Source organism: Streptomyces sp. NPDC001415, from assembly GCF_053597395.1.
Genome location: NZ_JBSFIE010000017.1, coordinates 81,298 through 100,305 on the forward strand (window position 1 = coordinate 81,298; position 19,008 = coordinate 100,305).

Genomic DNA, 19,008 nt, shown 5'->3' on the forward strand with positions numbered 1-19,008 from the left:
CGTGCGTGCACCTGGCGTCGACCGGGCGTTGGCGCTTCCGGAGGAACCGGTGGGTGCCGTGGGTGCACCTGGCGTCGACCGGGCGTTGGCGCTTCCGGAGGAACCGGTGGGTGCCGTGGGTGCACCTGGCGTCGACCGGGCGTTGGCGCTTCCGGAGGACCCCGTGGGCGCCCCGTGCGCATCTCGCGTCGACCAGGCCTTGGCGCTTCCTGGGGAACCCGCGAGCGCCTCGCGCGCACCCGTGCGCCCACGTCAGGACATCGCCCGGCCCGCCGACGCGCTCGCTCTCCGCGAGGTCCACTTCGGCTACCTGCCCGGCCGGCCCGTCCTGCGCGGCGTGTCCCTGTCCGTGCCCCGTCGTGGCCAGGTCGCGCTGGTGGGCCGGTCGGGCGCCGGCAAGACCACGGTCTTCTCGCTCGCCGCCCGGTTCTACGAACCCCAGAAGGGCGCCCTCTTCTTCGACGGCCGGCCCGCCCCCGAGCTGACCCGCCGGGAGTGCCGGGCCCGTATCGCCCTGGTCGACCAGAACACCCACGTCGTCCACGGCACCCTGTGGGACAACATCACCTACGCGATGCCCGGCGCCGACCCGGCCGAGGTCCGGCGAGTGGTGCGCCTGGCCAACCTCACCGACGTCGTCGACCGGCTCCCCGGCGGCCTCTCCTGCGTCCTGGGCGAGCGCGGCACCACCTTGTCGGGCGGTGAACGCCAGCGCATCGCCCTCGCCCGCGCCCTGCTCACCCGGCCGTCGCTGCTCCTGCTCGACGAACCGACCTCCCACCTGGACGCCATCAACGAAGCCGCCCTCAGCCAGGTCATGCGCGACATCGCCCGGCGGTGCGCGCTGCTGGTCATCGCCCACCGGCTCTCCACCGTGCAGAACGCCGACCGCATCCACGTCCTCGACGCCGGCCGGGTCATCGCGTCCGGCACCCACGAGCAACTGCTCGACGGCAGCACCGTCTACCGGGAACTGGCCGCCGCCCAGACCCTGCGCGGCCCGGGCGGCGGCAGCTGACGAGGAGCCCGCCGAGGTGCGTCCGCCCGGGTCGCCAACCACATCGTCAGGGAACGCCGGGTCAGACAGCGCTGGGGCGTGGGCTGCCGTGGAAGACCTGGCTGGTGTGCCAGGAACGGTGGTTCGCCGCGATGGGCAGGGTGCCGGGTTGAGGGCCGATGAGCGGACGGCCCGCGAGTGCTGTGACATGCTCGCGGGCAGCTTGGCCGCGGCCGATGAACTGCCGCGAGACCAGGATGCGGTGGCCGTCGCCTATGCCCAGGACGCCCTTGTCGAAGAGCTTGTGGTGCAGCGAGCACAGGCACAGCCCGTTGTCGATGTCGTCCGGGCCGTCGAACGCCCACCAGCGCACGTGCGCGGCCTCAAGCCCGACGGGCGCCGTGCCGATCATGCCGTCGTAGCCGCAGAAGGCGCACTGGTACTCGTACGCGGTCAGCACCATCTCCCGCATCCGCCGATCCCGCTGCCGCCTCCCGGGCGCTGCCAGAGCGTCGGTCTCGGCCAGTTCCAGTTCCAGGCCGACCGCGTCGCACAGGTCCTGGTGCAGCGACGGCGGGAAGTGCAGATCCAGCAGCACCCTTGCCATGCGGCCCAGCAGCGAAGGTTCCCGCCGGAGCGCCACCTGAAGGTCCGGGGCCAGCCGCCCGGTGGCCCGGCTGGCTCGTAGGTCCCGCACCCCGGTGCCCGGGCTGCCGACGCCGTGCTCGGTTCGCACCTCCCACACGCCGTCGCTGACCAGATGGTGGAAGGGATAGGCGGGCGTGGTCCCACGCGACGGCCCGTACTCCACCAGTAGTTGCTTCAGATCCGCCTCCACCGCGCTGTACGGCAACTCGTCCGCGGCATCCGCCTGAAAACGGCCCAGCGCGTACAGCAGCAGCAACGGCTTGTGCGGCGCCCGCGCCCCTCCCCGGCTCCACTGCCTCAGCTTCGCGACGCGCTCCAGCCAGTCCATGACGGCGATCGTAGTGATGCTTCGCCGCAGGCCATGGTGTCCGGTGAACCGTTGCAGCGCGTTGCGCGCCTCCGCGGGGGTGGCAGAGAAGAACTCCATACGGCTGTCGACTTGGTCGACCCGCCGCGAGGCGAACTGCCGGTGGTTTCGACACAAGCCATGGGGTGTGTCTTGCGGAGGGCACGCGGCGCACGGCGTGCTCGAAGGCGGCCCACCTCCCGCTGGGAGGCTTCGGGGAGCCGCTCCCCGAAGTCGGCTCCCGGATGGCTCCCAGAGCAGGCCCGCAACGCAAATCAGGGCCGGTGCTGATCTCTCAACACCGGCCCTGATCTGGTATTTCGGCTGTCGGGGTGGCGGGATTTGAACCCACGACCTCTTCGTCCCGAACGAAGCGCGCTGCCAAGCTGCGCTACACCCCGATTGTCTCCGCTTGTCGCGGCGACGTCGTTTACTTTAGCCCACTGGCGGCTGGAGACGAAATCCGGTTTTCGGGGTGCCGTAGGCAGGTCGGACGTGGTCCAGGCCGGCGGGTCTCGGACCCCGCAGGAGTGCCCGCCCCCCGGGACCGGCCTCGGCCCCCGCCCAGCAAGAGGTCACCCCCGTCGCCCCACCAACGTAAGCAGCGTCGCCTCCGGCGGGCAGGCGAAGCGGATGGGGGTGTAGCGGTTCGTGCCGCAGCCTGCCGAGACGTGGAGGTACGCGCGGTTGCCCTCGGCCGAATGGGTGGAGAGGCCCTTCACGCGGTCCGTGTCCAGGTCGCAGTTGGTGACCAGGGCGCCGTAGAAGGGGACGCACAGCTGGCCGCCGTGGGTGTGGCCGGCCAGGATCAGCGGGTAGCCGTCCGCGGTGAAGGACTCCAGGGAGCGCAGGTAGGGGGCGTGCACCACGGCGATCGAGAGGTCGGCGTCCGCCTCCGCGCCGCCGGCCACGCTGTCGTACCGGTCGCGCTTGATGTGTGGGTCGTCCAGGCCCGTGAAGGCCAGCTCCATGCCGTCGAGCTTGAGGCGGCCGCGGGCGTTGTTCAGGTTCACCCAGCCCGCCATGTCGAACGCGTCCCGCAGCTCTTCCCACGGGTTGTGCACGACGCCGACGGCCGGCGCGTTGCCGTTGAGGCCGTGCCGGCCCTGGGCCTTCTCGAACAGGTACCGGGCCGGGTTGCGCAGCTTCGGGCCGTAGTAGTCGTTGGAGCCGAAGACGTACACGCCGGGGAACTCCATCAAGGGGCCCAGCGCGTCCAGCACCTCGGGGACGCCCTCCCGGTCGGACAGGTTGTCGCCCGTGTTCACCACGAAGTCGGGGCGCAGGCCCGCCAGCGACTGCAGCCACGCCCGTTTCTTGCGCTGGCCGCTCACCATGTGGATGTCCGAGACCTGGAGCACGCGCAAGGGCCTCGCCCCCGGCGCCAGGACCGGCACCGTGACCCGCCGCAGCCGGAAGGATCTGGCCTCGAAGCCGGCCGCATAGGCGAGACCGGCGGCCCCGACCGCCGTGATACCCAGGGGAATTCCGTATCGCGCGCGCATACGCCCATCGTCGCAGACGCCGCCGACAACGGCGTACGGGGCGGAAATCGGCGGGCGGGTACGGCTGTGCACCTGACACACTGGGCACATGACCACGCTCAAGGCCCGACTCAAGGACGACCTCACCACCGCCATCAAGGCGCGCGACGAGCTGCGCTCCTCCACGCTCCGGCTGACCCTCACCGCCGTCGCCAAGGAAGAGGTCGCCGGCACGGCCGCGCGCGAGCTCTCCGACGACGAGGTGCTCAAGGTGATCGCCAAGGAGGCGAAGAAGCGCCGCGAGGCGGCCGAGGCCTTCGACAAGGGCGGCCGCGCCGAGTCCGCCGCGCGTGAGCTGGCCGAGGGCGAGGTCCTTGACGCGTACCTGCCCAAGCAGCTCTCCGACGACGAGCTCGCGGCGATCGTCACCGCCGCCGTCGAGGAGGCCAAGGCGGCCGGCGCCGAGGGGCCGCGCGCGATGGGCGCCGTCATGAAGATCGTGAACCCGAAGGTGGCGGGCCTCGCCGACGGCGGCCGCGTCGCCGCCGCGGTGAAGAAGCTCCTCGCGGGCTGAGCGCAGCCGGCCGCAGACGCAAGCCCAGTCGGCTGCCCACGCAAGCCGACGCTCGGTCGGCCGCAAACGCCGGTCGACGCTCATCCGGCTGCGAAAAGGGGCGCCCCGGGAAGTGAATCCCGGGGCGCCCCTTTTCATGTGCCTACGGCTACTGCGGCCTCATGTGCCTGTGGCTGCTGCGGCCTTGAGCGCGTACGGCTACCGCGGCCTTATGTGCGCACGGCCACCGCGGCCTCATGCACGTACGTACCGCTGCTACGGCCACTCGCCCGTGTCCCCGCCGATCACGCCCGGCGGGATGGAGATGCCGGGGAAGGGCTGGTCGGGGTTCGGTGGCGGCTTGTTGTCGCCGCCCGGCTTCGGCTTGTGCCTGCCCTTGTTCTTGCTCTTGTCGCCGTTGTTGCCCTGCGCACCCGTCGCCGGGACGCCCGGCTTCTGGCCGGTGTCCGGGATGTTGACGCTGACGAAGGGCGCCGAGGGCTGGCCCTGGAGCGCGCCGTTCATCGCGTCCCGCCAGATGGGGCCGGGGACCTGGCCGCCGTACACCTGCTCGTACGTCTGGCCGCCGATGGTGATGTTGTTCATCTCGACGCGCTGGGACGGGCTGCCGACCCAGACCGCGGCGGACAGGTTCGACGTGTACCCGACGAACCAGGCGTTCTTACGGGCGTCGGTGGTACCGGTCTTGCCCGCGTTGTCCCGGTCCTTGAGTCCGGCCTCCTGACCCGTACCGGAGTCGACCACGCCGCGCAGCAGGGTGTTGATGCTGTCCGCGGTGTTCTGCGACATCGCCTGCGAGCAGGACGACTTGGGCACCGGCAGCGACTTGCCGTCCGCCTTCTTGATGGACTCGATGGCGATCGGCGTGCAGTACGTGCCCCGGTTGGCGAACGCGGCATACGCGGAGGCCATCGTCAGCGGCGACATGCCGGTGGAACCGAGCGTCAGCGCCGAGGGAACCATGGGCAGCTTGGCACCGTTGCCCTGGAGGACGTGCAGCTTGTCGGTCATCTGCGAGACCGGGCACATGCCGATGTCGCCGAGCATCTGCACGAAGTACGTGTTGACCGACTTGGCCATCGCGTCCTTCAGCGCGAACGGGCCGACCTCGGACCGGTTCTCGTTCTCCAGGTGGTACGGCTCGGGCTTGCCGTCGTTGACCCACGGCTTGCCGTTGCAGGTCTGGACGGTTGCCGGATAGTCCATCTCGTATGGCGACGGGTACTGCTGGGTCGGCGGCTTGCCGCCCTCGATCGCGGCCGCGGCCAGGAACGGCTTGAAGGTCGAGCCGACCGGGAAGCCGAAATTGGAGCCGCCCATCTGGCGGTTGACCGAGAAGTTGATCTGCGTCTCGTTGTCCCCGAAGCCGTACGGCTTGGACTGGCCCATCGCCAGGATCTTGCCGCTGCCGGGCTGGACCAGCGAGACCGCGGTCGCGACGGTGTCCTTCTGGTAGACGTGGTTCTTGATCGAATCCTGCGTCGACTTCTGCGCCTGCGGGTCGAGCGTGGTCTGGACGGTGAGCCCGCCCTGGTTCCAGAGCTTGGCCCGGTCCTCCTTCGTCTTGCCGAAGACCGGGTCGGACAGGAACACCTCGCGTACGTAGTCGCAGAAGAAGCCCGCGCCGTCGACGGCGGTGATGCAGCCGTTCTTCGGCTTGCTCACGCTCAGCTTGATCGGCGCTGCCATGGCCTTGTCGGCCTCGGCCTGCGAGATGTCCTTCATGTCGGCCATCCGCTGGAGCACCGTGTTGCGGCGCTTCTTGGCTTCCTGCGCGTCGTTCACGGGGTCGTACCGGCTGGGCGACTGCACGATCCCGGCGAGCATCGCCGACTCGTCCAGGGTCAGGTCCTTGGCCGACTTGGAGAAGTAGCGCTTGGCGGCGGCCTCGATGCCGTACGCCTGCTGCCCGAAGAACGTGATGTTGAGGTAGTTCTCCAGGATCTTCTTCTTGCCGAGCTCCTCCTCGACCTGGATCGCGTACTTGAGCTCCTTGACCTTGCGGCCGATCGTCTGCTGGGTGGCCTCGGCGACCTTGTCGGGGTCGTCCCCGGCCTCCTCGACGAAGACGTTCTTCACGTACTGCTGCGTGAGCGTGGACGCGCCCTGGGCGACACCGCCGCTGGTCGCGTTCTTGTTCATCGCGCGCAGAACGCCCTTGAGGTCGATCGCGCCGTGCTCGTAGAAGCGCGAGTCCTCGATCGCGACGATCGCCTTCTGCATGTACGGGGAGATGTCGGCGAGTGCCACCACGGTGCGGTCGCGCGAGTAGACCTGGGCGATCGTGCCGCCCTTGCTGTCGAGGATCGTGGTGCGCTGGCTCAGCGGCGGGGTCTTGAGATTGGCCGGGATCTCGTCGAACCCCTCGACCGTGCCCTTGGCCGCGAGCCCCAGCGCGCCGGCCGCCGGCAGGGCGATCCCCGCGAGCACGGCCCCCGCCAACACACTCACGCCGAGGAACTTGGCGGCCTGCTGGGTCCCGGTCAGGCCTCCGCCCGATCGCTTCTTTGCCATGGGGGGCAGCCTACGTTCTCAATCGCCGGACACGGATGAAGGCTCTGGCCTAAGCTGCTCCCAACTGTCACAGCAGTGCGGTTCCGTATCAAGTCCTCGGCCGTGAGTGGAAGTGTTCCGCCGTCCCCGAATCCGGCAGGAATCAACCCCGGTTGGTGTCCGATTGCGCCTCATGCGTCATCGGGCGTCCGTTGTGACTCAGGCGATAGGTCCCGTTATTTCGGGTTCGTCACGCATGTCCTCAGCTCACTCCGTTGGGTGATCTGCCGCGTACGCATAGTCCGTTCGGACCATTCAAGATTGGGCCCGACGGGGGTGTTGCGCTGTGCCCACCTTCCGTAACGTCCTCAACTGGCAGCGGTGAATATGCCGCTGCCGCCGTGGGGGAGCCTCGATTCGGGAGAGGACGGCGCCGGCATGGGCTGGGTAACCGACTGGAGTGCGCAGGCAGCCTGCCGCACTACCGATCCGGACGAACTGTTTGTACAGGGCGCAGCGCAGAACAGGGCCAAGGCGGTGTGCACCGGTTGTCCGGTGCGGACCGAGTGCCTGGCTGATGCGCTCGACAATCGCGTCGAGTTCGGCGTGTGGGGCGGAATGACGGAACGGGAGCGGCGCGCACTTCTGCGCAGGCGCCCCACCGTCACCTCTTGGCACCGCCTCCTCGAAACCGCGCGTACCGAGTACGAGCGCAGCACGGGAATCCTGCCCGTGTGCGCGGAGGAGGAGTCGGCGTACGACTACCGGCATTCCTTCGGAGACGAGGCGTACGCCGCAGCGGGCTGACGAGGTCGGAGGATCAGGCAGCTCCGGCCGGGACACCACCGGCCGCGAGCCGGTCCCCGATGGTCCGCAGCCCCGCGAGGTCGTGCACGTCGCCGGGCAGGGCGGCCACTTCGGCGACCGGGACCTCGGGGTGGAGCGCGGTGAAACGGTCGCGCGTCCGCTGTTCACGCGCGAGCACCTGCATGCGCTCGGCATGCAGCCGCAGCAGCCCGGCGGTCAGCAGCTCGACGGATTCCTGATCGGGTTCCTGACCGGGGTTCACGCCTGTGCGGGCATCGGTCGCATCAGCGTGGGAAGCGTCCGCGTCGGTAGCTTGTGCGTCGGTAGCCCCTGCGGGGGAATCGCCTGCGGGGGAACCGTCTGCAGGGGAACTGTCTGCGTGGGTATCGCCAGCGTGGGGAGAGGAATCGCTGGGGCCACGACCTTCAGCCTTCCCGGCCTCCTGATCGACAATGCGACGCTCGTCAAGATTTTCTGCAGGGTTTTCTGCAACAGAGTTTCCCGCAGGGCTTTCCCCAGGGTCTTGCGCAAGATGGTCCGGATTCCCTTCCGCGTGACCCGGCAGGTCCGGGGCCTCCGGCGGGTCCGGCAGCTCTTCGAGGCTCTCCGCCGCGGCGAGGGCGCGCTCGGCCGAGAGCCGGGACGCCGCACTGCCGTGCACGCGGTTGAGTACGAGCCCGGCCAGCGGCATGTCATCGGCGGCGAGGCGCTCCACGAAGTACGCGGCCTCACGCAGCGCGTCCCGCTCGGGCGCGGCGACCACGAGGAACGCGGTGCCCGGCGCCTGCAACAGTCGGTAGGTGGCATCCGCCCTGGTCCGGAACCCGCCGAACATCGTGTCCATGGCCGCCACGAAGGTCTGTACGTCGTTCAGGAAAGGGCCGCCGAGCAACTTGCCCAGGGTGCCGGTCATCATCGACATGCCGACATTGAGGAACTTCATCCCCGCCCGGCCGCCCATCTTCGCGGGCGCCATGAGCAGCTTGATGAACTTGCCGTCGAGGAACGACCCGAGCCGTTTCGGCGCGTCCAGGAAGTCGAGCGCGGAGCGTGAGGGCGGGGTGTCGACCACGATCAGGTCCCACTCGTCCCGGGCCCGCAGCTGCCCCAGTTTCTCCATCGCCATGTACTCCTGCGTGCCCGCGAAGCCGGCCGACAGGGACTGGTAGAACGGATTCGACAGGATCGCCTTGGCCCGGTCCGGATCCGCGTGCGCCTCGACGATCTCGTCGAAGGTCCGCTTCATGTCGAGCATCATGGCGTGCAGTTCGCCGTCGCCCTCCACGTCCTTCACCCGCCGCGGGGTGTTGTCGAGCGAGTCGATGCCCATGGACTGGGCGAGCCTGCGGGCCGGGTCGATGGTGAGGACCACGACCTTCCGGCCACGCTCCGCGGCCCGAACTCCCAACGCGGCGGCGGTAGTTGTCTTGCCCACCCCGCCCGAACCGCAGCACACGATGATGCGGGTACCCGGATCGTCAAGCAGCGGATCGATCGCCAGCGGCTCAGCCGCGTCCAAAGTCACTCACCCACCCCGAGCTTGCGCAGTTCCGAGGCCAGGCGGTAGAGCCCGGCCAGATCCATTCCCTCGCCGATCAACGGCAGTTCGTACGTAGGCAGCCCCAACTGGCCGAGCGCCGCCCGCTGTTCACGCTCCAGCTCCACCCGCTCGGCGTGCTCGGCGGCCTGCTCCAGGAGGGGCGTCACCAGCTTCGCCGAACCGGTCACGCCGGCCCGCGTCAGTGTCTTGGCGACCTCCTTGCGCCGGTCGCCGGTGACCCCGCGCACCGCCGCCTCGTCCAGCACGTGCGGCCGGACCATGTTCACGATGACCTTGCCCGTCGGCAGCTCGGCCCCCCGCAGCTCGGCGATCCCGTCGACGGTCTCCTGTACGGGCATCTCCTCTAGCAGCGTCACCAAGTGCACTGCCGTTTCAGGCGACTTGAGGACCCGCATGACGGCCTGTGCCTGATTGTGTATCGGCCCGATCTTCGCGAGCCCGGCCACCTCGTCGTTCACGTTCAGGAAGCGCGTGATGCGCCCGGTGGGCGGCGCGTCCATCACGACGTAGTCGTACGCGTACGCCCCCTGCTTGTTCTTCCGGCGCACCGCCTCGCAGGCCTTGCCGGTCAGCAGTACGTCGCGTACCCCCGGCGCTATGGTGGTCGCGAAGTCGATCGCGCCGAGCTTCTTCAGCGCCCGCCCCGCGCCGCCCAGTTTGTAGAACATCTGGAGGTAGTCGAGGAGTGCCCGCTCCGCGTCGATGGCCAGCGCGTACACCTCCCCGCCACCGGGCGCGACCGCGATCTTGCGCTCCTCGTACGGAAAGGCTTCCGTCTCGAAGAGCTGCGCGATGCCCTGTCTGCCCTCGACCTCGACGAGGAGTGTGCGCCTGCCCTCCGTCGCGAGGGCGAGCGCGAGTGCTGCGGCGACCGTGGTCTTGCCGGTACCGCCCTTGCCGCTGACGACCTGGAGCCTGCTCACGTCTTCGAGCCTAATTCCTTACCAAGCGCTCCGGTGGCTCCGGGTGGGGATCAGCGGAGCGTTCGAGTGGTGAGGTCCGTTACGTCCAACCGGCCCAACCGGCCCAACCGGCCCAACCGGCCCAACCGGCCCAACCGGCCCAACCGGCCCAACCGGCCCAACCACTCCGTCCGTGGCTCACACATGTGGTCCGCGTAAGGCGCCCGGTAAGGCGCGCCCGGTAAGGCGCCCGCTGTGGTCCGCGTAAAGACGCCCGCGCGAAGGGGCGGCAGGCAGCGGCTACAGTCGGGCCCATGACCAAGTGGGAATACGCGACCGTGCCCCTTCTCGTGCACGCGACCAAGCAGATTCTGGACACCTGGGGCGAGGACGGCTGGGAGCTGGTCCAGGTCGTCCCCGGGCCGAACAACCCCGAGCAGCTGGTGGCCTACCTGAAGCGGGAGAAGCAGGCATGAGCGCCGTAGAAGCCAAGCTGGCCGAACTGGGCCTGACCCTCCCGTCTGTCGTCCCGCCGCTCGCCGCGTACCAGCCCGCCGTGCAGTCCGGGGTGTACGTGTACACCTCCGGCCAGCTCCCCATGGTGGAGGGCAAGCTGCCCGTCACCGGCAAGGTCGGCGGCGAGGTCACCCCGGAGGAGGCCAAGCAACTGGCCGCCACCTGTGCCCTCAACGCGCTGGCCGCGGTCAAGTCCGTCGCGGGTGACCTGGACCGCATCGCGCGCGTCGTGAAGGTCGTCGGCTTCGTGGCCTCCGCCCCCGACTTCACCGGCCAGCCCGGTGTCATCAACGGCGCCAGCGAACTCCTCGGCGCCGTCCTCGGCGACAAGGGCGTCCACGCCCGCAGCGCGGTGGGCGTAGCGGTGCTGCCCCTGGACGCGCCGGTCGAGGTCGAGATCCAGGTAGAACTCGTCGAAGCCTGACCCCTCTGGTCCTTCTTTGGTCCTTTTATGGTGGTCCTTCTATGGTCCTTTCGTCGGCTGATTTCCTCTCGGTCGATCCTTTCTGGGCTGATCTCGAACTGGCCTCGGGCTGATCTCCTCTCGTCGAGGGCCGACTCCACGGGGTCGGCCCTCGACGGCTTACGGCCAGCTGCGTGCCATGGATGGCCGGCGGCCGCTGACCGGTGACAGGCCGGTCGTGGCCGCCGACGGCTGACCTCAAGAGGGCGGCCTTTGTCGGCTTACGGCTGGCTGCCGTGCCGCGGGTGGTCGGCGGCCGGTGACCACCGCCGACGGCTGGTGGTGGGCCGCTGATGGCTGGCGGACGTTCGTGGCTGCTGGTGGCTGGCTGCGGGTGCTGGCCTCTGACGGTTGACCTCTGACGCCGGAGGCCGGTCGCTGAAGGGCCTGGAGCGCCCTTCGGGCACTCCAGTGCGTGTCAAAGGGATGTCACATACACGCACCCCCTCGAACATCCGCACGCCACCCCGTAGCATCCGCCCATGCCCAATGGTCAGTGGTACCCGCCGGAGTGGCCGGACCGCATCCGCGCCCTCGCCGCCGGCGAGCTCACCGCGGTCGAGCCGCGGCGGGCCGCCACCGTGATGCTGCTCAGGGATGGTGCGGCCGGCACGGACACCGGCCCCGCCGTACACATGCTGCGCAGACGCGCCTCCATGGCCTTCGCCGGAGGCGCGTACGCATACCCGGGCGGTGGAGTGGACCCCCGCGACGCCGAGGACGCCCAGCTCGGGTGGGCAGGACCGGCTCGCGAAACCTGGGCCGAACGCCTCGGCACCGACCCCGCCTCCGCCCAGGCCATCGTCTGCGCCGCGGTCCGTGAGACCTACGAGGAGGCGGGTGTCCTCCTCGCGGGCCCCGACGCCACCACCGTCGTCGGCGACACCACCGGCGACGACTGGGAGGCCGACCGCCAGGCCCTGGTGACCCGCGATCTCAGCTTCGCCGAATTCCTGGACCGGCGCGGCCTCGTGCTCCGCTCCGATCTGCTCGGCGCCTGGGCGCGCTGGATCACCCCCGAATTCGAGCCCAGGCGTTACGACACCTGGTTCTTCGTCGCCGCGCTCCCCGAAGGCCAGGTCACCCGGAACGCCTCCACCGAGGCCGACCGCACCGTCTGGATCCGCCCCCTCGAAGCCGCCGCCGGCTACGACAAGGGCGAACTCCTGATGATGCCGCCGACCATTTCCACCCTGCGTGACCTCCTTCCGTACGCCACTGCCGCCGAAGCCCTCGTGGGCGCGGCCGGGCGCGATCTGACCCCGGTCCTCGCCCGGGCCCGCCTGACCGACACCGGGGAACTCGTCCTGAGCTGGCCCGGGCACGACGAGTTCACCAAGCACATCCCGGCCGGGGGCCGTCCCTCATGACCCCGGCCGCCACCCTCATCGACCCTGCGATCGACCTTCCTGCGATCGACCTTGCGCGGGACGGCCTCGCGAGGCGCGGTCGCCAGGACCTGCCCCGTTCCGCGAGGCTTGCCCAGGTGACCACCGACTCCGCCACCCCTGGAGGTGCCGTATGAGTGACGCCGCCGCTCTTCCCGGGCAGCCGCGCGGCGGGGTCCTTTCGGGCCCTGCGACCGACCGCGCGATCAACGTCCTCGCGCCCAACCCCTCCGCGATGACCCTGGACGGCACCAACACCTGGATCGTCTCCGAGCCCGACTCCGACCTGGCCGTCGTCATCGACCCCGGGCCGCTCGACGACGCACACCTCAACCACGTCATCGCCACGGCCGAGAAGGCGGGCAAGCAGGTCGCGCTGACCCTGCTCACCCATGGGCACCCCGACCACGCCGAGGGTGCGGCCCGCTTCGCGGAGCTGACCCGTACCCCCGTGCGCGCCCTGGACCCGGCCCTGCGCCTGGGGGACGAGGGCCTCGCGGCGGGCGATGTCATCACCACCGGCGGCTTGGAGATGAGGGTGGTGCCCACCCCGGGCCACACCGCTGACTCGCTCTGCTTCCATCTGCCCGCCGACCGGGCCGTCCTGACGGGCGACACGGTCCTCGGGCGCGGCACGACCGTCGTGGCTCATCCCGACGGCCGCCTGGGCGACTATCTCGACTCCCTTCGCCGACTGCGTTCGCTGACTGTTGATGACGGTGTGCACACCGTGCTGCCGGGGCACGGCCCGGTGCTCGACGACGCGCAGGGTGCCGTCGAGTTCTATCTGGCCCACCGCGCCCACCGGCTCGCCCAGGTGGAGACGGCGGTGGAGAACGGCCACCTCACGGCGGCGGACGTGGTGGCCCTGGTCTACTCGGACGTCGATCGGTCACTGTGGCCGGCCGCCGAGCTTTCGGTGCGCGCGCAGCTTGAGTATTTGCGCGAGCACGGCCTTATTTGACGTTGCGTCAGGATTTGACGTTGCGCCAGGCTACGGCGCGTGGTGTCGGCCGGCGTCGTAGTCGGTGTGGTCGGCGCAGGTGTAGCTGATGTCGTGTTCGGCGGCGCATCTGATGCCACCCTTGGCTGATGCCGCTTCAGGGAGCCCGTCGCCTGGCCGGGTTGGGCCGGTCGCGGGGAGGCCCGGCGCGGCCAGGTTCAGTCGCGGCTTGAACTGGCGCTCCGTAGAGGAAAGTTGGGCGGGGCGGAGCTCAACTCTCGTACAGGCGCGGCGCCTTGGCGCCATGGACCGCGAGGTATTCGGCGGCGAGCCACGGTCCGAGATCTTCGGTGTACATATCGAGAACGTCCCGGTCCGCCACCGGGTTCCCGGCCAGCACGGCAATTTTTCTCAACTGTCCGGCGCGCTCCGGGTAGTAGCGCCCGAAGATCTCCGCTTGCTCCGTCAGATCGCTGGTCCAGCCGCCGTACCGCGGCATGACGAGCGTGAACGCGGTCCGCACGAGCTTGCGCGAGGCTCCGCGTACGAGTGACCGGAGTGCTGCGTCGGCGGCGGCCCAGGCGGCCCAGGCGGCCCAGGCGGCCTCGGTGGCCTGCGCGGCCTCCGTAGCCTTTGCAGTCTCTATGGCCTCCATGGCTTCCGTGGCCTCTGCGGCTTGTCGGCGCCAGCGCGGCAGGGCGTCGCCGAGGTCGCCGTTGGTCTCGCGGGCGAGCAGCGAGGTGGGCCGGTAGCGGGGCAGGTGTTCGGCGAGGTCGTCCCCGAGCAGCGGCGTGCACAGACAGGCCACGAACCAGCCGAGGTCGTACCGTTCGAGCTCGCTCAGCAGCACGTCCCGGCCGAACAGCAGGATTCCCGCCCCGTCGATCACCTCGAACCCGGCGTCCAACTCGGCCTCGATGTTCCGTGCCTCGGCCCGATCGGCGTCCGTCGGATCCTCGTGCAGCGCGAGCAGCACATCCAGGTCGGACCGGCCGGCCCGCGCCGTGCCGCGCGGCACGGACCCGTACAGGTACGCGCTGTGCAGCCGCCCGCCGAACCGGTGCGCCACCTGGTCGCGCAGGGCGGCGACGACGGTCCGGAACTCCGGCTGCACAAGCCCGAGCGACCCCTCGCGCTCGATGCATCCGTCGTACCCGTCCATGTGCCCAGTGTCCTTACGCCCTTGGTGGCCTGCGTGTCCTGTCCTGGATGTCCTTGAGTTTCGCCTCGTGCCGCGACCGTACGCGCGGAGACAGCAGATACGCGCAGAGTAGACCGGGCCACTGACAGCCGGGCTGTTGGCTGTCCGTCCGTCCCGCCTGTGCGTGCGCGCCCATGGCGGGCCATGCACAGCCCCAGGCGACAGGAGACGAACGCGAAAGGGGCCGGTCTCGGTGAGACCGGCCCCTCAGGCGCACGGACCGAAGCGGCTGCGCAGGACGCGGCCGCGAACGACGTCGCTCAGCGCGAGCGCTTCGCCAGGCGTTCCACGTCCAGCAGGATGACCGCGCGGGCCTCCAGGCGCAGCCAGCCGCGCTGGGCGAAGTCGGCGAGCGCCTTGTTGACCGTCTCGCGGGAGGCGCCGACCAGTTGGGCCAGCTCTTCCTGCGTCAGGTCGTGGACGACGTGGATGCCCTCCTCGGACTGCACGCCGAAGCGGCGCGACAGGTCGAGGAGTGCGCGGGCGACACGGCCCGGCACGTCGGAGAAGACCAGGTCGGACATCTGGTCGTTGGTCTTGCGCAGGCGGCGGGCGACGGCGCGCAGCAGGGCCGTGGCCACCTCCGGGCGGGCGTTCAGCCAGGGCTGAAGGTCGCCGTGGCCCAGGCCCAGCAGCTTGACCTCGGTCAGCGCGGTCGCCGTGGCGGTGCGCGGGCCCGGGTCGAAGAGGGACAGCTCGCCGATGAGCTCGCCGGGGCCGAGGACCGCCAGCATGTTCTCCCGGCCGTCGGGTGAGGTGCGGTGCAGCTTCACCTTGCCCTCGGTGACCACGTACAGGCGGTCGCCGGGGTCGCCCTCGTGGAAGAGGGCGTCGCCGCGGGCGAGCGTCACCTCACTCATCGAGGCGCGGAGCTCCGCGGCCTGCTCGTCATCGAGCGCCGCGAAGAGCGGGGCGCGCCGCAGAACGTCGTCCACGAATCTCTCCTTGTCGACCGGTATCAGGGGAGCCTGCTCCCCATTTTGCCGGACGGTCTAAACAGTGCGATCAATCACAAGGATGACGTACTGGAGTGCCGGACCGTGAGTCAGGGGGCCGATTGGGGCGCTGATTCGCTGTGGTCGGGGCGGATGTCAGTGCCGGGCTTTAGGCTGGCCGGGTGTCCAATTCGCCGGTGAGAGCGCAGGCCAGGGGGGCTGGAAGAGTGTCCGCAGAGAACGATTCCGCTGTGGGCGAACAGCCCGCGTTCGAGGCGAAAGAGTCCGCGAAGAGGGCCGCGCGGACCACGAGAGCTGCCTCTGCCGCACGGTCCGGCAAGGCGGCTGGCGACACGGCTGACAACACGGCCGAGCCGATCGGGAAGGCCGCCCGAGTGAAGCCCGCCGGCAAGGAGCCCGCCATGGACAAGCCCGTCGCTAAGAAGACCGCTGCGAAGAAGGCTGCCTCTCGCTCTGCTGGGGCACCGGCAGGAACAGGTCGGAAGGCGGCGGCCGCCAAGGTCACGTCCGCCGACGCGGCGCCTCCTCAGGAGGCGGCCTCGCCGGGCGGCCCCAAGGCGAAAGCCGCGCCGAAGACCAAGGGCGCGGCCACCCCCAGCAGCAGCCCCAAGGTCGCCGCCACCGGGCGGCCCGTCGGGGGCAAGCCCGAGTCCCGTCTCGCCATGATCCGCCGGGCTCGCCGGATCAATCGCGAACTCGCCGAGGTCTATCCGTACGCCCATCCCGAACTCGACTTCCGTAATCCGTTCGAGTTGCTCGTCGCGACCGTCCTGTCCGCGCAGACCACCGACCTCCGGGTCAACCAGACGACACCGGGCCTGTTCGCCGCGTACCCGACGCCCGAGGACCTCGCCGCGGCGAACCCCGAGGAGGTCGAGGCGATCATCCGGCCCACCGGGTTCTTCCGGGCCAAGACTAAGTCGATCATGGGGATCGCCACCGCCCTCAGAGACGAGTTCGGCGGCGAGGTGCCGGGCCGTCTGGAGGATCTGGTCAAGCTGCCCGGGGTCGGTCGCAAGACCGCAAATGTCGTGCTGGGCAACGCGTTCGGGGTGCCGGGAATCACCGTCGACACCCACTTCGGCAGGTTGGTGCGCCGGTTCAAGTGGACCGAGCAGGAGGACCCCGAGAAGGTCGAGGCGGAGATCTGCGCGATCTTCCCCAAGAGCGAGTGGACGATGCTCTCGCACCGGGTCGTCTTCCACGGCCGCCGCATCTGCCACGCCCGCAGGCCCGCCTGCGGCGCCTGCCCGATCGCCCCGCTCTGCCCCTCGTACGGCGAGGGCGAGACCGACCCCGAGAAGGCGCAGAAGCTCCTCAAGTACGAGAAGGGCGGCTTCCCGGGTCAGCGGCTGAGCCCGCCGCCGGACTACCCGGGCCTGCCCGCGCCGCCGTTGGGAGCCGGCTGACGTCACCCGGAAGACGGACGCTGGGGCCGGCCGGAACGAAAGCGACCGTCAGGGGCGTTGTGGACGATGAATGACGGGGGTGCAGATGACGCACATGAGCGAGACGTACGACGGTGACCTGAGCGCGACCGGCGGTCTTGGCCGCACCGGCGGCCCGGTAGGCCGTGCGGACGCCGACCGGAGCCGCAGCGGCGGCCTGAGCGGCCGTATCGGCGGGCCTGGCCATGCCCAGGCCGCCAACGGCGCGGGCGACCCGGCCAGGCCCGGCGACCCGCGCGGCACAGGTGACCCGGCCCGAGAACCCGCCAAGGACGCCGCCGGGGCCCGAGCCGTCGGCCACGCCGCTACCGGCCATGCCTCCGTCGCCCACGGCGCCGTCGGCCACCCGGTCCCCGCCCGGGCCGGCGCCGGGCCGGGCACCGGCCCCCGTACGAACGGTCTCGTCGTGACCAGCGAGGGCCTGCCCGAGTGGCTGTCGCCGGTCGCGCGGGCGGCCGAGGCCGTCGAGCCCGAGCAGATGAGCCGGTTCCTGCCGCCGGAGAGCGGCGACGGGCGGCAGTCCGCCGTGCTCGTCCTGTTCGGCGACGGCCCGCGCGGCCCCGAGCTGCTCCTCATGGAGCGGGCGAGCCAGCTCCGTTCGCACGGCGGCCAGCCCTCCTTCCCGGGCGGCGCCCTCGACCCCGAGGACGGCGACCCGGCCACCACGGGACCGCTGCGGGCCGCGCTGCGCGAGGCCGAGGAGGAGACCGGTCTTGACCCGGCCGGCGTCCAGCTCTTCGGCGTGCTGCCCCGGCTCTACATCCCGGTCAGCGGCTTCGTCGTGACGCCCGTGCTCGGCTGGTGGCGCGAGCCGACGCCGGTGCGGGCGGTCGACAGCGGCGAGACGGCCCGCGTCTTCACGGTCCCCGTGGCGGATCTCACGGACCCGGCCAACCGCGCGACCGCCGTCCACCCACGGGGCCACACAGGCCCGGCATTCCTGGTCGAATCGGCGCTGGTGTGGGGCTTCACGGCCGGTGTGATCGACCGGATCGTGCACTACGCGGGCTGGGAGCGCCCGTGGGACCGAGCCAAGCGGGTGCCGCTCGACTGGCACGCGTGACAGGCTGGGGCCCGTGAACGTGCTGGACATCCTGTTGCTGGTCGCCGCCGTGTGGTTCGCGATCGTCGGCTACCGCCAGGGCTTCGTCGTCGGCATCCTGTCGGTGATCGGGTTCCTCGGCGGTGGCCTCATCGCCGTGTACCTGCTCCCGGTCATCTGGGACCAGCTGACCAACGAGTCCCAGGTCTCGACGACAGCGGCCGTCGTCGCGGTCGTCATCGTGATCGTCTGCGCCTCCGTCGGCCAGGCCTTCACCACCCACCTCGGCAACAAGCTGCGCCGGTACATCACCTGGTCGCCCGCGAGAGCCCTGGACGCCACCGGCGGCGCCCTGGTGAACGTCGTGGCCATGCTGCTTGTCGCGTGGCTGATCGGTTCCGCGCTCGCCGGGACCGCCCTGCCGACGCTGGGCAAGGAGGTCCGCAACTCCAAGATCCTGCTAGGGGTCTCCAATGTGATGCCCCAACAGGCGTCGACCTGGTTCAGCGACTTCTCCTCGGTCCTCGCGCAGAACGGCTTCCCGCAGGTCTTCACGCCGTTCTCGAACGAGTCGATCACCGAGGTCCAGGCGCCCGACCCGAAGCTCGCGGGCAGCCCCGTCGCGGCCGCCGCCAAGAAGTCGATCGTCAAGGTCGTCGGTATGGCCCCGAGCTGCGGAAAGCGCCTCGAAGGCACCGGCTTCGTCTTCGCCGACAGGCGCGTCATGACCAACGCGCACGTGGTGGGCGGCGTGGACGAGCCGACCATCCAGATAGGCGGTCAGGGGCGCACGTACGACGCGAAGGTCGTGCTCTACGACTGGCGCCGCGACATCGCGGTCCTGGACGTGCCGGACCTGAAGGCGCCGCCTCTCCAGTTCACCTCGACCGACGCCCGCAGCGGCAACAGCGCGATCGTCGCGGGCTTCCCCGAGGACCATCCCTACGACGTCCGCTCCGCTCGCGTCCGCGGCCGGATCAGCGCCAACGGGCCGGACATCTACCACCGCGGCACGGTCCGCCGCGATGTCTACTCGCTGTTCACCACGGTCCGTCCCGGCAACTCCGGCGGCCCGCTCCTGACCCCCGAGGGCAAGGTGTACGGAGTGGTCTTCGCGAAGTCGCTCGACGACCCGGACACCGGATACGCGCTGACCGCCGACGAGATCCAGGCCGACATTCAGCAGGGCCGCACGGCCGATCAACAGGTCGACAGCCAGCAGTGCGCCCTTTGACCCCC

At 70.3% G+C, this 19,008-nt stretch carries 17 protein-coding genes and 1 tRNA gene; 10 read left to right on the plus strand and 8 right to left on the minus strand.

The features are described from left to right. The first annotated feature begins 241 nt into the window (after positions 1–241). A complete protein-coding gene (locus ACWC2B_RS22890) occupies positions 242–1,018 on the plus strand; it encodes an ABC transporter ATP-binding protein (RefSeq protein ID WP_450719400.1) in 777 nt (258 codons plus the stop codon). A gap of 61 nt (positions 1,019–1,079) precedes the next feature. On the opposite strand, the gene ACWC2B_RS22895 is transcribed toward ACWC2B_RS22890, so the two are convergent. The 3 genes from ACWC2B_RS22895 to ACWC2B_RS22905 form a co-directional block, all read right to left on the minus strand. Continuing rightward, entirely contained in the window at positions 1,080–1,973 is an 894-nt protein-coding gene (locus tag ACWC2B_RS22895) for a phosphorothioated DNA-binding restriction endonuclease (RefSeq protein WP_450719402.1), read from the minus strand. Positions 1,974–2,318: 345 nt separating this feature from the next. Beyond that, a tRNA-Pro gene (locus ACWC2B_RS22900) sits at positions 2,319–2,392 on the minus strand. A 174-nt stretch (positions 2,393–2,566) separates the two neighbouring features. Continuing rightward, positions 2,567–3,496: a metallophosphoesterase gene (locus ACWC2B_RS22905; protein WP_450719404.1), complete on the minus strand. Its 930-nt coding sequence runs from the start codon at positions 3,494–3,496 to the stop codon at positions 2,567–2,569. An 88-nt stretch (positions 3,497–3,584) separates the two neighbouring features. On the opposite strand from ACWC2B_RS22905, the gene ACWC2B_RS22910 reads away from it, so the two are divergent. Beyond that, complete coding sequence (locus tag ACWC2B_RS22910; RefSeq protein ID WP_450719406.1) at positions 3,585–4,049, plus strand: GatB/YqeY domain-containing protein; 465 nt, start codon at positions 3,585–3,587, stop codon at positions 4,047–4,049. 255 nt (positions 4,050–4,304) lie between these two features. Here ACWC2B_RS22910 and ACWC2B_RS22915 read toward each other — a convergent pair whose 3' ends face one another. Continuing rightward, positions 4,305–6,563 (minus strand): transglycosylase domain-containing protein, encoded by a 2,259-nt coding sequence (locus ACWC2B_RS22915; protein WP_450719408.1) that lies wholly within the window; start codon positions 6,561–6,563, stop codon positions 4,305–4,307. Between the two features lie 417 nt (positions 6,564–6,980). On the opposite strand from ACWC2B_RS22915, the gene ACWC2B_RS22920 reads away from it, so the two are divergent. After that, complete coding sequence (locus tag ACWC2B_RS22920; RefSeq protein WP_189961774.1) at positions 6,981–7,349, plus strand: WhiB family transcriptional regulator; 369 nt, start codon at positions 6,981–6,983, stop codon at positions 7,347–7,349. A gap of 13 nt (positions 7,350–7,362) precedes the next feature. Here the strand turns inward: ACWC2B_RS22920 and ACWC2B_RS22925 are convergent, their stop codons facing one another. Together ACWC2B_RS22925 and ACWC2B_RS22930 are read right to left on the minus strand one after the other, a co-directional pair. Then, positions 7,363–8,874 carry an ArsA-related P-loop ATPase gene (locus ACWC2B_RS22925; protein ID WP_450719410.1) on the minus strand — a complete coding sequence of 504 codons (1,512 nt, stop codon included), beginning with the start codon at positions 8,872–8,874 and terminating at the stop codon, positions 7,363–7,365. Next, positions 8,871–9,833 carry an ArsA family ATPase gene (locus tag ACWC2B_RS22930; protein ID WP_450719412.1) on the minus strand — a complete coding sequence of 321 codons (963 nt, stop codon included), beginning with the start codon at positions 9,831–9,833 and terminating at the stop codon, positions 8,871–8,873. Before ACWC2B_RS22930 ends, ACWC2B_RS22925 begins: the two co-directional genes overlap by 4 nt. Positions 9,834–10,126: 293 nt before the next feature. Between ACWC2B_RS22930 and ACWC2B_RS22935 the strand changes: the two genes are divergently transcribed. The 4 genes from ACWC2B_RS22935 to ACWC2B_RS22950 all read left to right on the plus strand — a co-directional run bounded on the left by ACWC2B_RS22935 (position 10,127) and on the right by ACWC2B_RS22950 (position 13,143). Beyond that, positions 10,127–10,288 (plus strand): DUF4177 domain-containing protein, encoded by a 162-nt coding sequence (locus tag ACWC2B_RS22935; protein WP_003975360.1) that lies wholly within the window; start codon positions 10,127–10,129, stop codon positions 10,286–10,288. Further along, positions 10,285–10,752: a RidA family protein gene (locus ACWC2B_RS22940; RefSeq protein ID WP_450719414.1), complete on the plus strand. Its 468-nt coding sequence runs from the start codon at positions 10,285–10,287 to the stop codon at positions 10,750–10,752. The genes ACWC2B_RS22935 and ACWC2B_RS22940 overlap by 4 nt, the downstream gene beginning before the upstream one ends. A gap of 521 nt (positions 10,753–11,273) precedes the next feature. Next, positions 11,274–12,161 carry an NUDIX hydrolase gene (locus ACWC2B_RS22945; protein WP_450719416.1) on the plus strand — a complete coding sequence of 296 codons (888 nt, stop codon included), beginning with the start codon at positions 11,274–11,276 and terminating at the stop codon, positions 12,159–12,161. Between the two features lie 151 nt (positions 12,162–12,312). Further along, positions 12,313–13,143 (plus strand): MBL fold metallo-hydrolase, encoded by an 831-nt coding sequence (locus ACWC2B_RS22950; RefSeq protein ID WP_450719418.1) that lies wholly within the window; start codon positions 12,313–12,315, stop codon positions 13,141–13,143. A 250-nt stretch (positions 13,144–13,393) separates the two neighbouring features. On the opposite strand, the gene ACWC2B_RS22955 is transcribed toward ACWC2B_RS22950, so the two are convergent. After that, on the minus strand, positions 13,394–14,284 hold the full coding sequence (locus ACWC2B_RS22955) for a nucleotidyltransferase domain-containing protein (protein WP_450719420.1): 891 nt from the start codon (positions 14,282–14,284) through the stop codon (positions 13,394–13,396). A 299-nt stretch (positions 14,285–14,583) separates the two neighbouring features. Continuing rightward, positions 14,584–15,258, minus strand: a complete 675-nt coding sequence (locus ACWC2B_RS22960) for a Crp/Fnr family transcriptional regulator (RefSeq protein ID WP_017947815.1) — start codon at positions 15,256–15,258, stop codon at positions 14,584–14,586. 422 nt (positions 15,259–15,680) lie between these two features. Here ACWC2B_RS22960 and nth point away from each other — a divergent pair, with 422 nt between their 5' ends. The 3 genes from nth to ACWC2B_RS22975 all read left to right on the plus strand — a co-directional run bounded on the left by nth (position 15,681) and on the right by ACWC2B_RS22975 (position 19,003). Continuing rightward, positions 15,681–16,688 carry an endonuclease III gene (nth, locus tag ACWC2B_RS22965; RefSeq protein WP_450719423.1) on the plus strand — a complete coding sequence of 336 codons (1,008 nt, stop codon included), beginning with the start codon at positions 15,681–15,683 and terminating at the stop codon, positions 16,686–16,688. A gap of 445 nt (positions 16,689–17,133) precedes the next feature. Then, positions 17,134–17,790 (plus strand): NUDIX hydrolase, encoded by a 657-nt coding sequence (locus tag ACWC2B_RS22970; RefSeq protein WP_450719515.1) that lies wholly within the window; start codon positions 17,134–17,136, stop codon positions 17,788–17,790. Between the two features lie 13 nt (positions 17,791–17,803). Next, a complete protein-coding gene (locus ACWC2B_RS22975; RefSeq protein ID WP_450719425.1) occupies positions 17,804–19,003 on the plus strand; it encodes a MarP family serine protease in 1,200 nt (399 codons plus the stop codon). Positions 19,004–19,008 lie beyond the last annotated feature (5 nt).

What these genes read in the sequence shown, in the direction of transcription:
- ACWC2B_RS22895 (WP_450719402.1), bottom strand. Translation starts at nt 1,973, where the DNA reads ATGGACTGGCTGGAGCGCGTCGCGAAGCTGAGGCAGTGGAGCCGGGGA.
- ACWC2B_RS22905 (WP_450719404.1), bottom strand. Translation starts at nt 3,496, where the DNA reads ATGCGCGCGCGATACGGAATTCCCCTGGGTATCACGGCGGTCGGGGCC.
- ACWC2B_RS22910 (WP_450719406.1), top strand. Translation starts at nt 3,585, where the DNA reads ATGACCACGCTCAAGGCCCGACTCAAGGACGACCTCACCACCGCCATC.
- ACWC2B_RS22915 (WP_450719408.1), bottom strand. Translation starts at nt 6,563, where the DNA reads ATGGCAAAGAAGCGATCGGGCGGAGGCCTGACCGGGACCCAGCAGGCC.
- ACWC2B_RS22920 (WP_189961774.1), top strand. Translation starts at nt 6,981, where the DNA reads ATGGGCTGGGTAACCGACTGGAGTGCGCAGGCAGCCTGCCGCACTACC.
- ACWC2B_RS22935 (WP_003975360.1), top strand. Translation starts at nt 10,127, where the DNA reads ATGACCAAGTGGGAATACGCGACCGTGCCCCTTCTCGTGCACGCGACC.
- ACWC2B_RS22940 (WP_450719414.1), top strand. Translation starts at nt 10,285, where the DNA reads ATGAGCGCCGTAGAAGCCAAGCTGGCCGAACTGGGCCTGACCCTCCCG.
- ACWC2B_RS22945 (WP_450719416.1), top strand. Translation starts at nt 11,274, where the DNA reads ATGCCCAATGGTCAGTGGTACCCGCCGGAGTGGCCGGACCGCATCCGC.
- ACWC2B_RS22950 (WP_450719418.1), top strand. Translation starts at nt 12,313, where the DNA reads ATGAGTGACGCCGCCGCTCTTCCCGGGCAGCCGCGCGGCGGGGTCCTT.
- ACWC2B_RS22955 (WP_450719420.1), bottom strand. Translation starts at nt 14,284, where the DNA reads ATGGACGGGTACGACGGATGCATCGAGCGCGAGGGGTCGCTCGGGCTT.
- nth (WP_450719423.1), top strand. Translation starts at nt 15,681, where the DNA reads ATGGACAAGCCCGTCGCTAAGAAGACCGCTGCGAAGAAGGCTGCCTCT.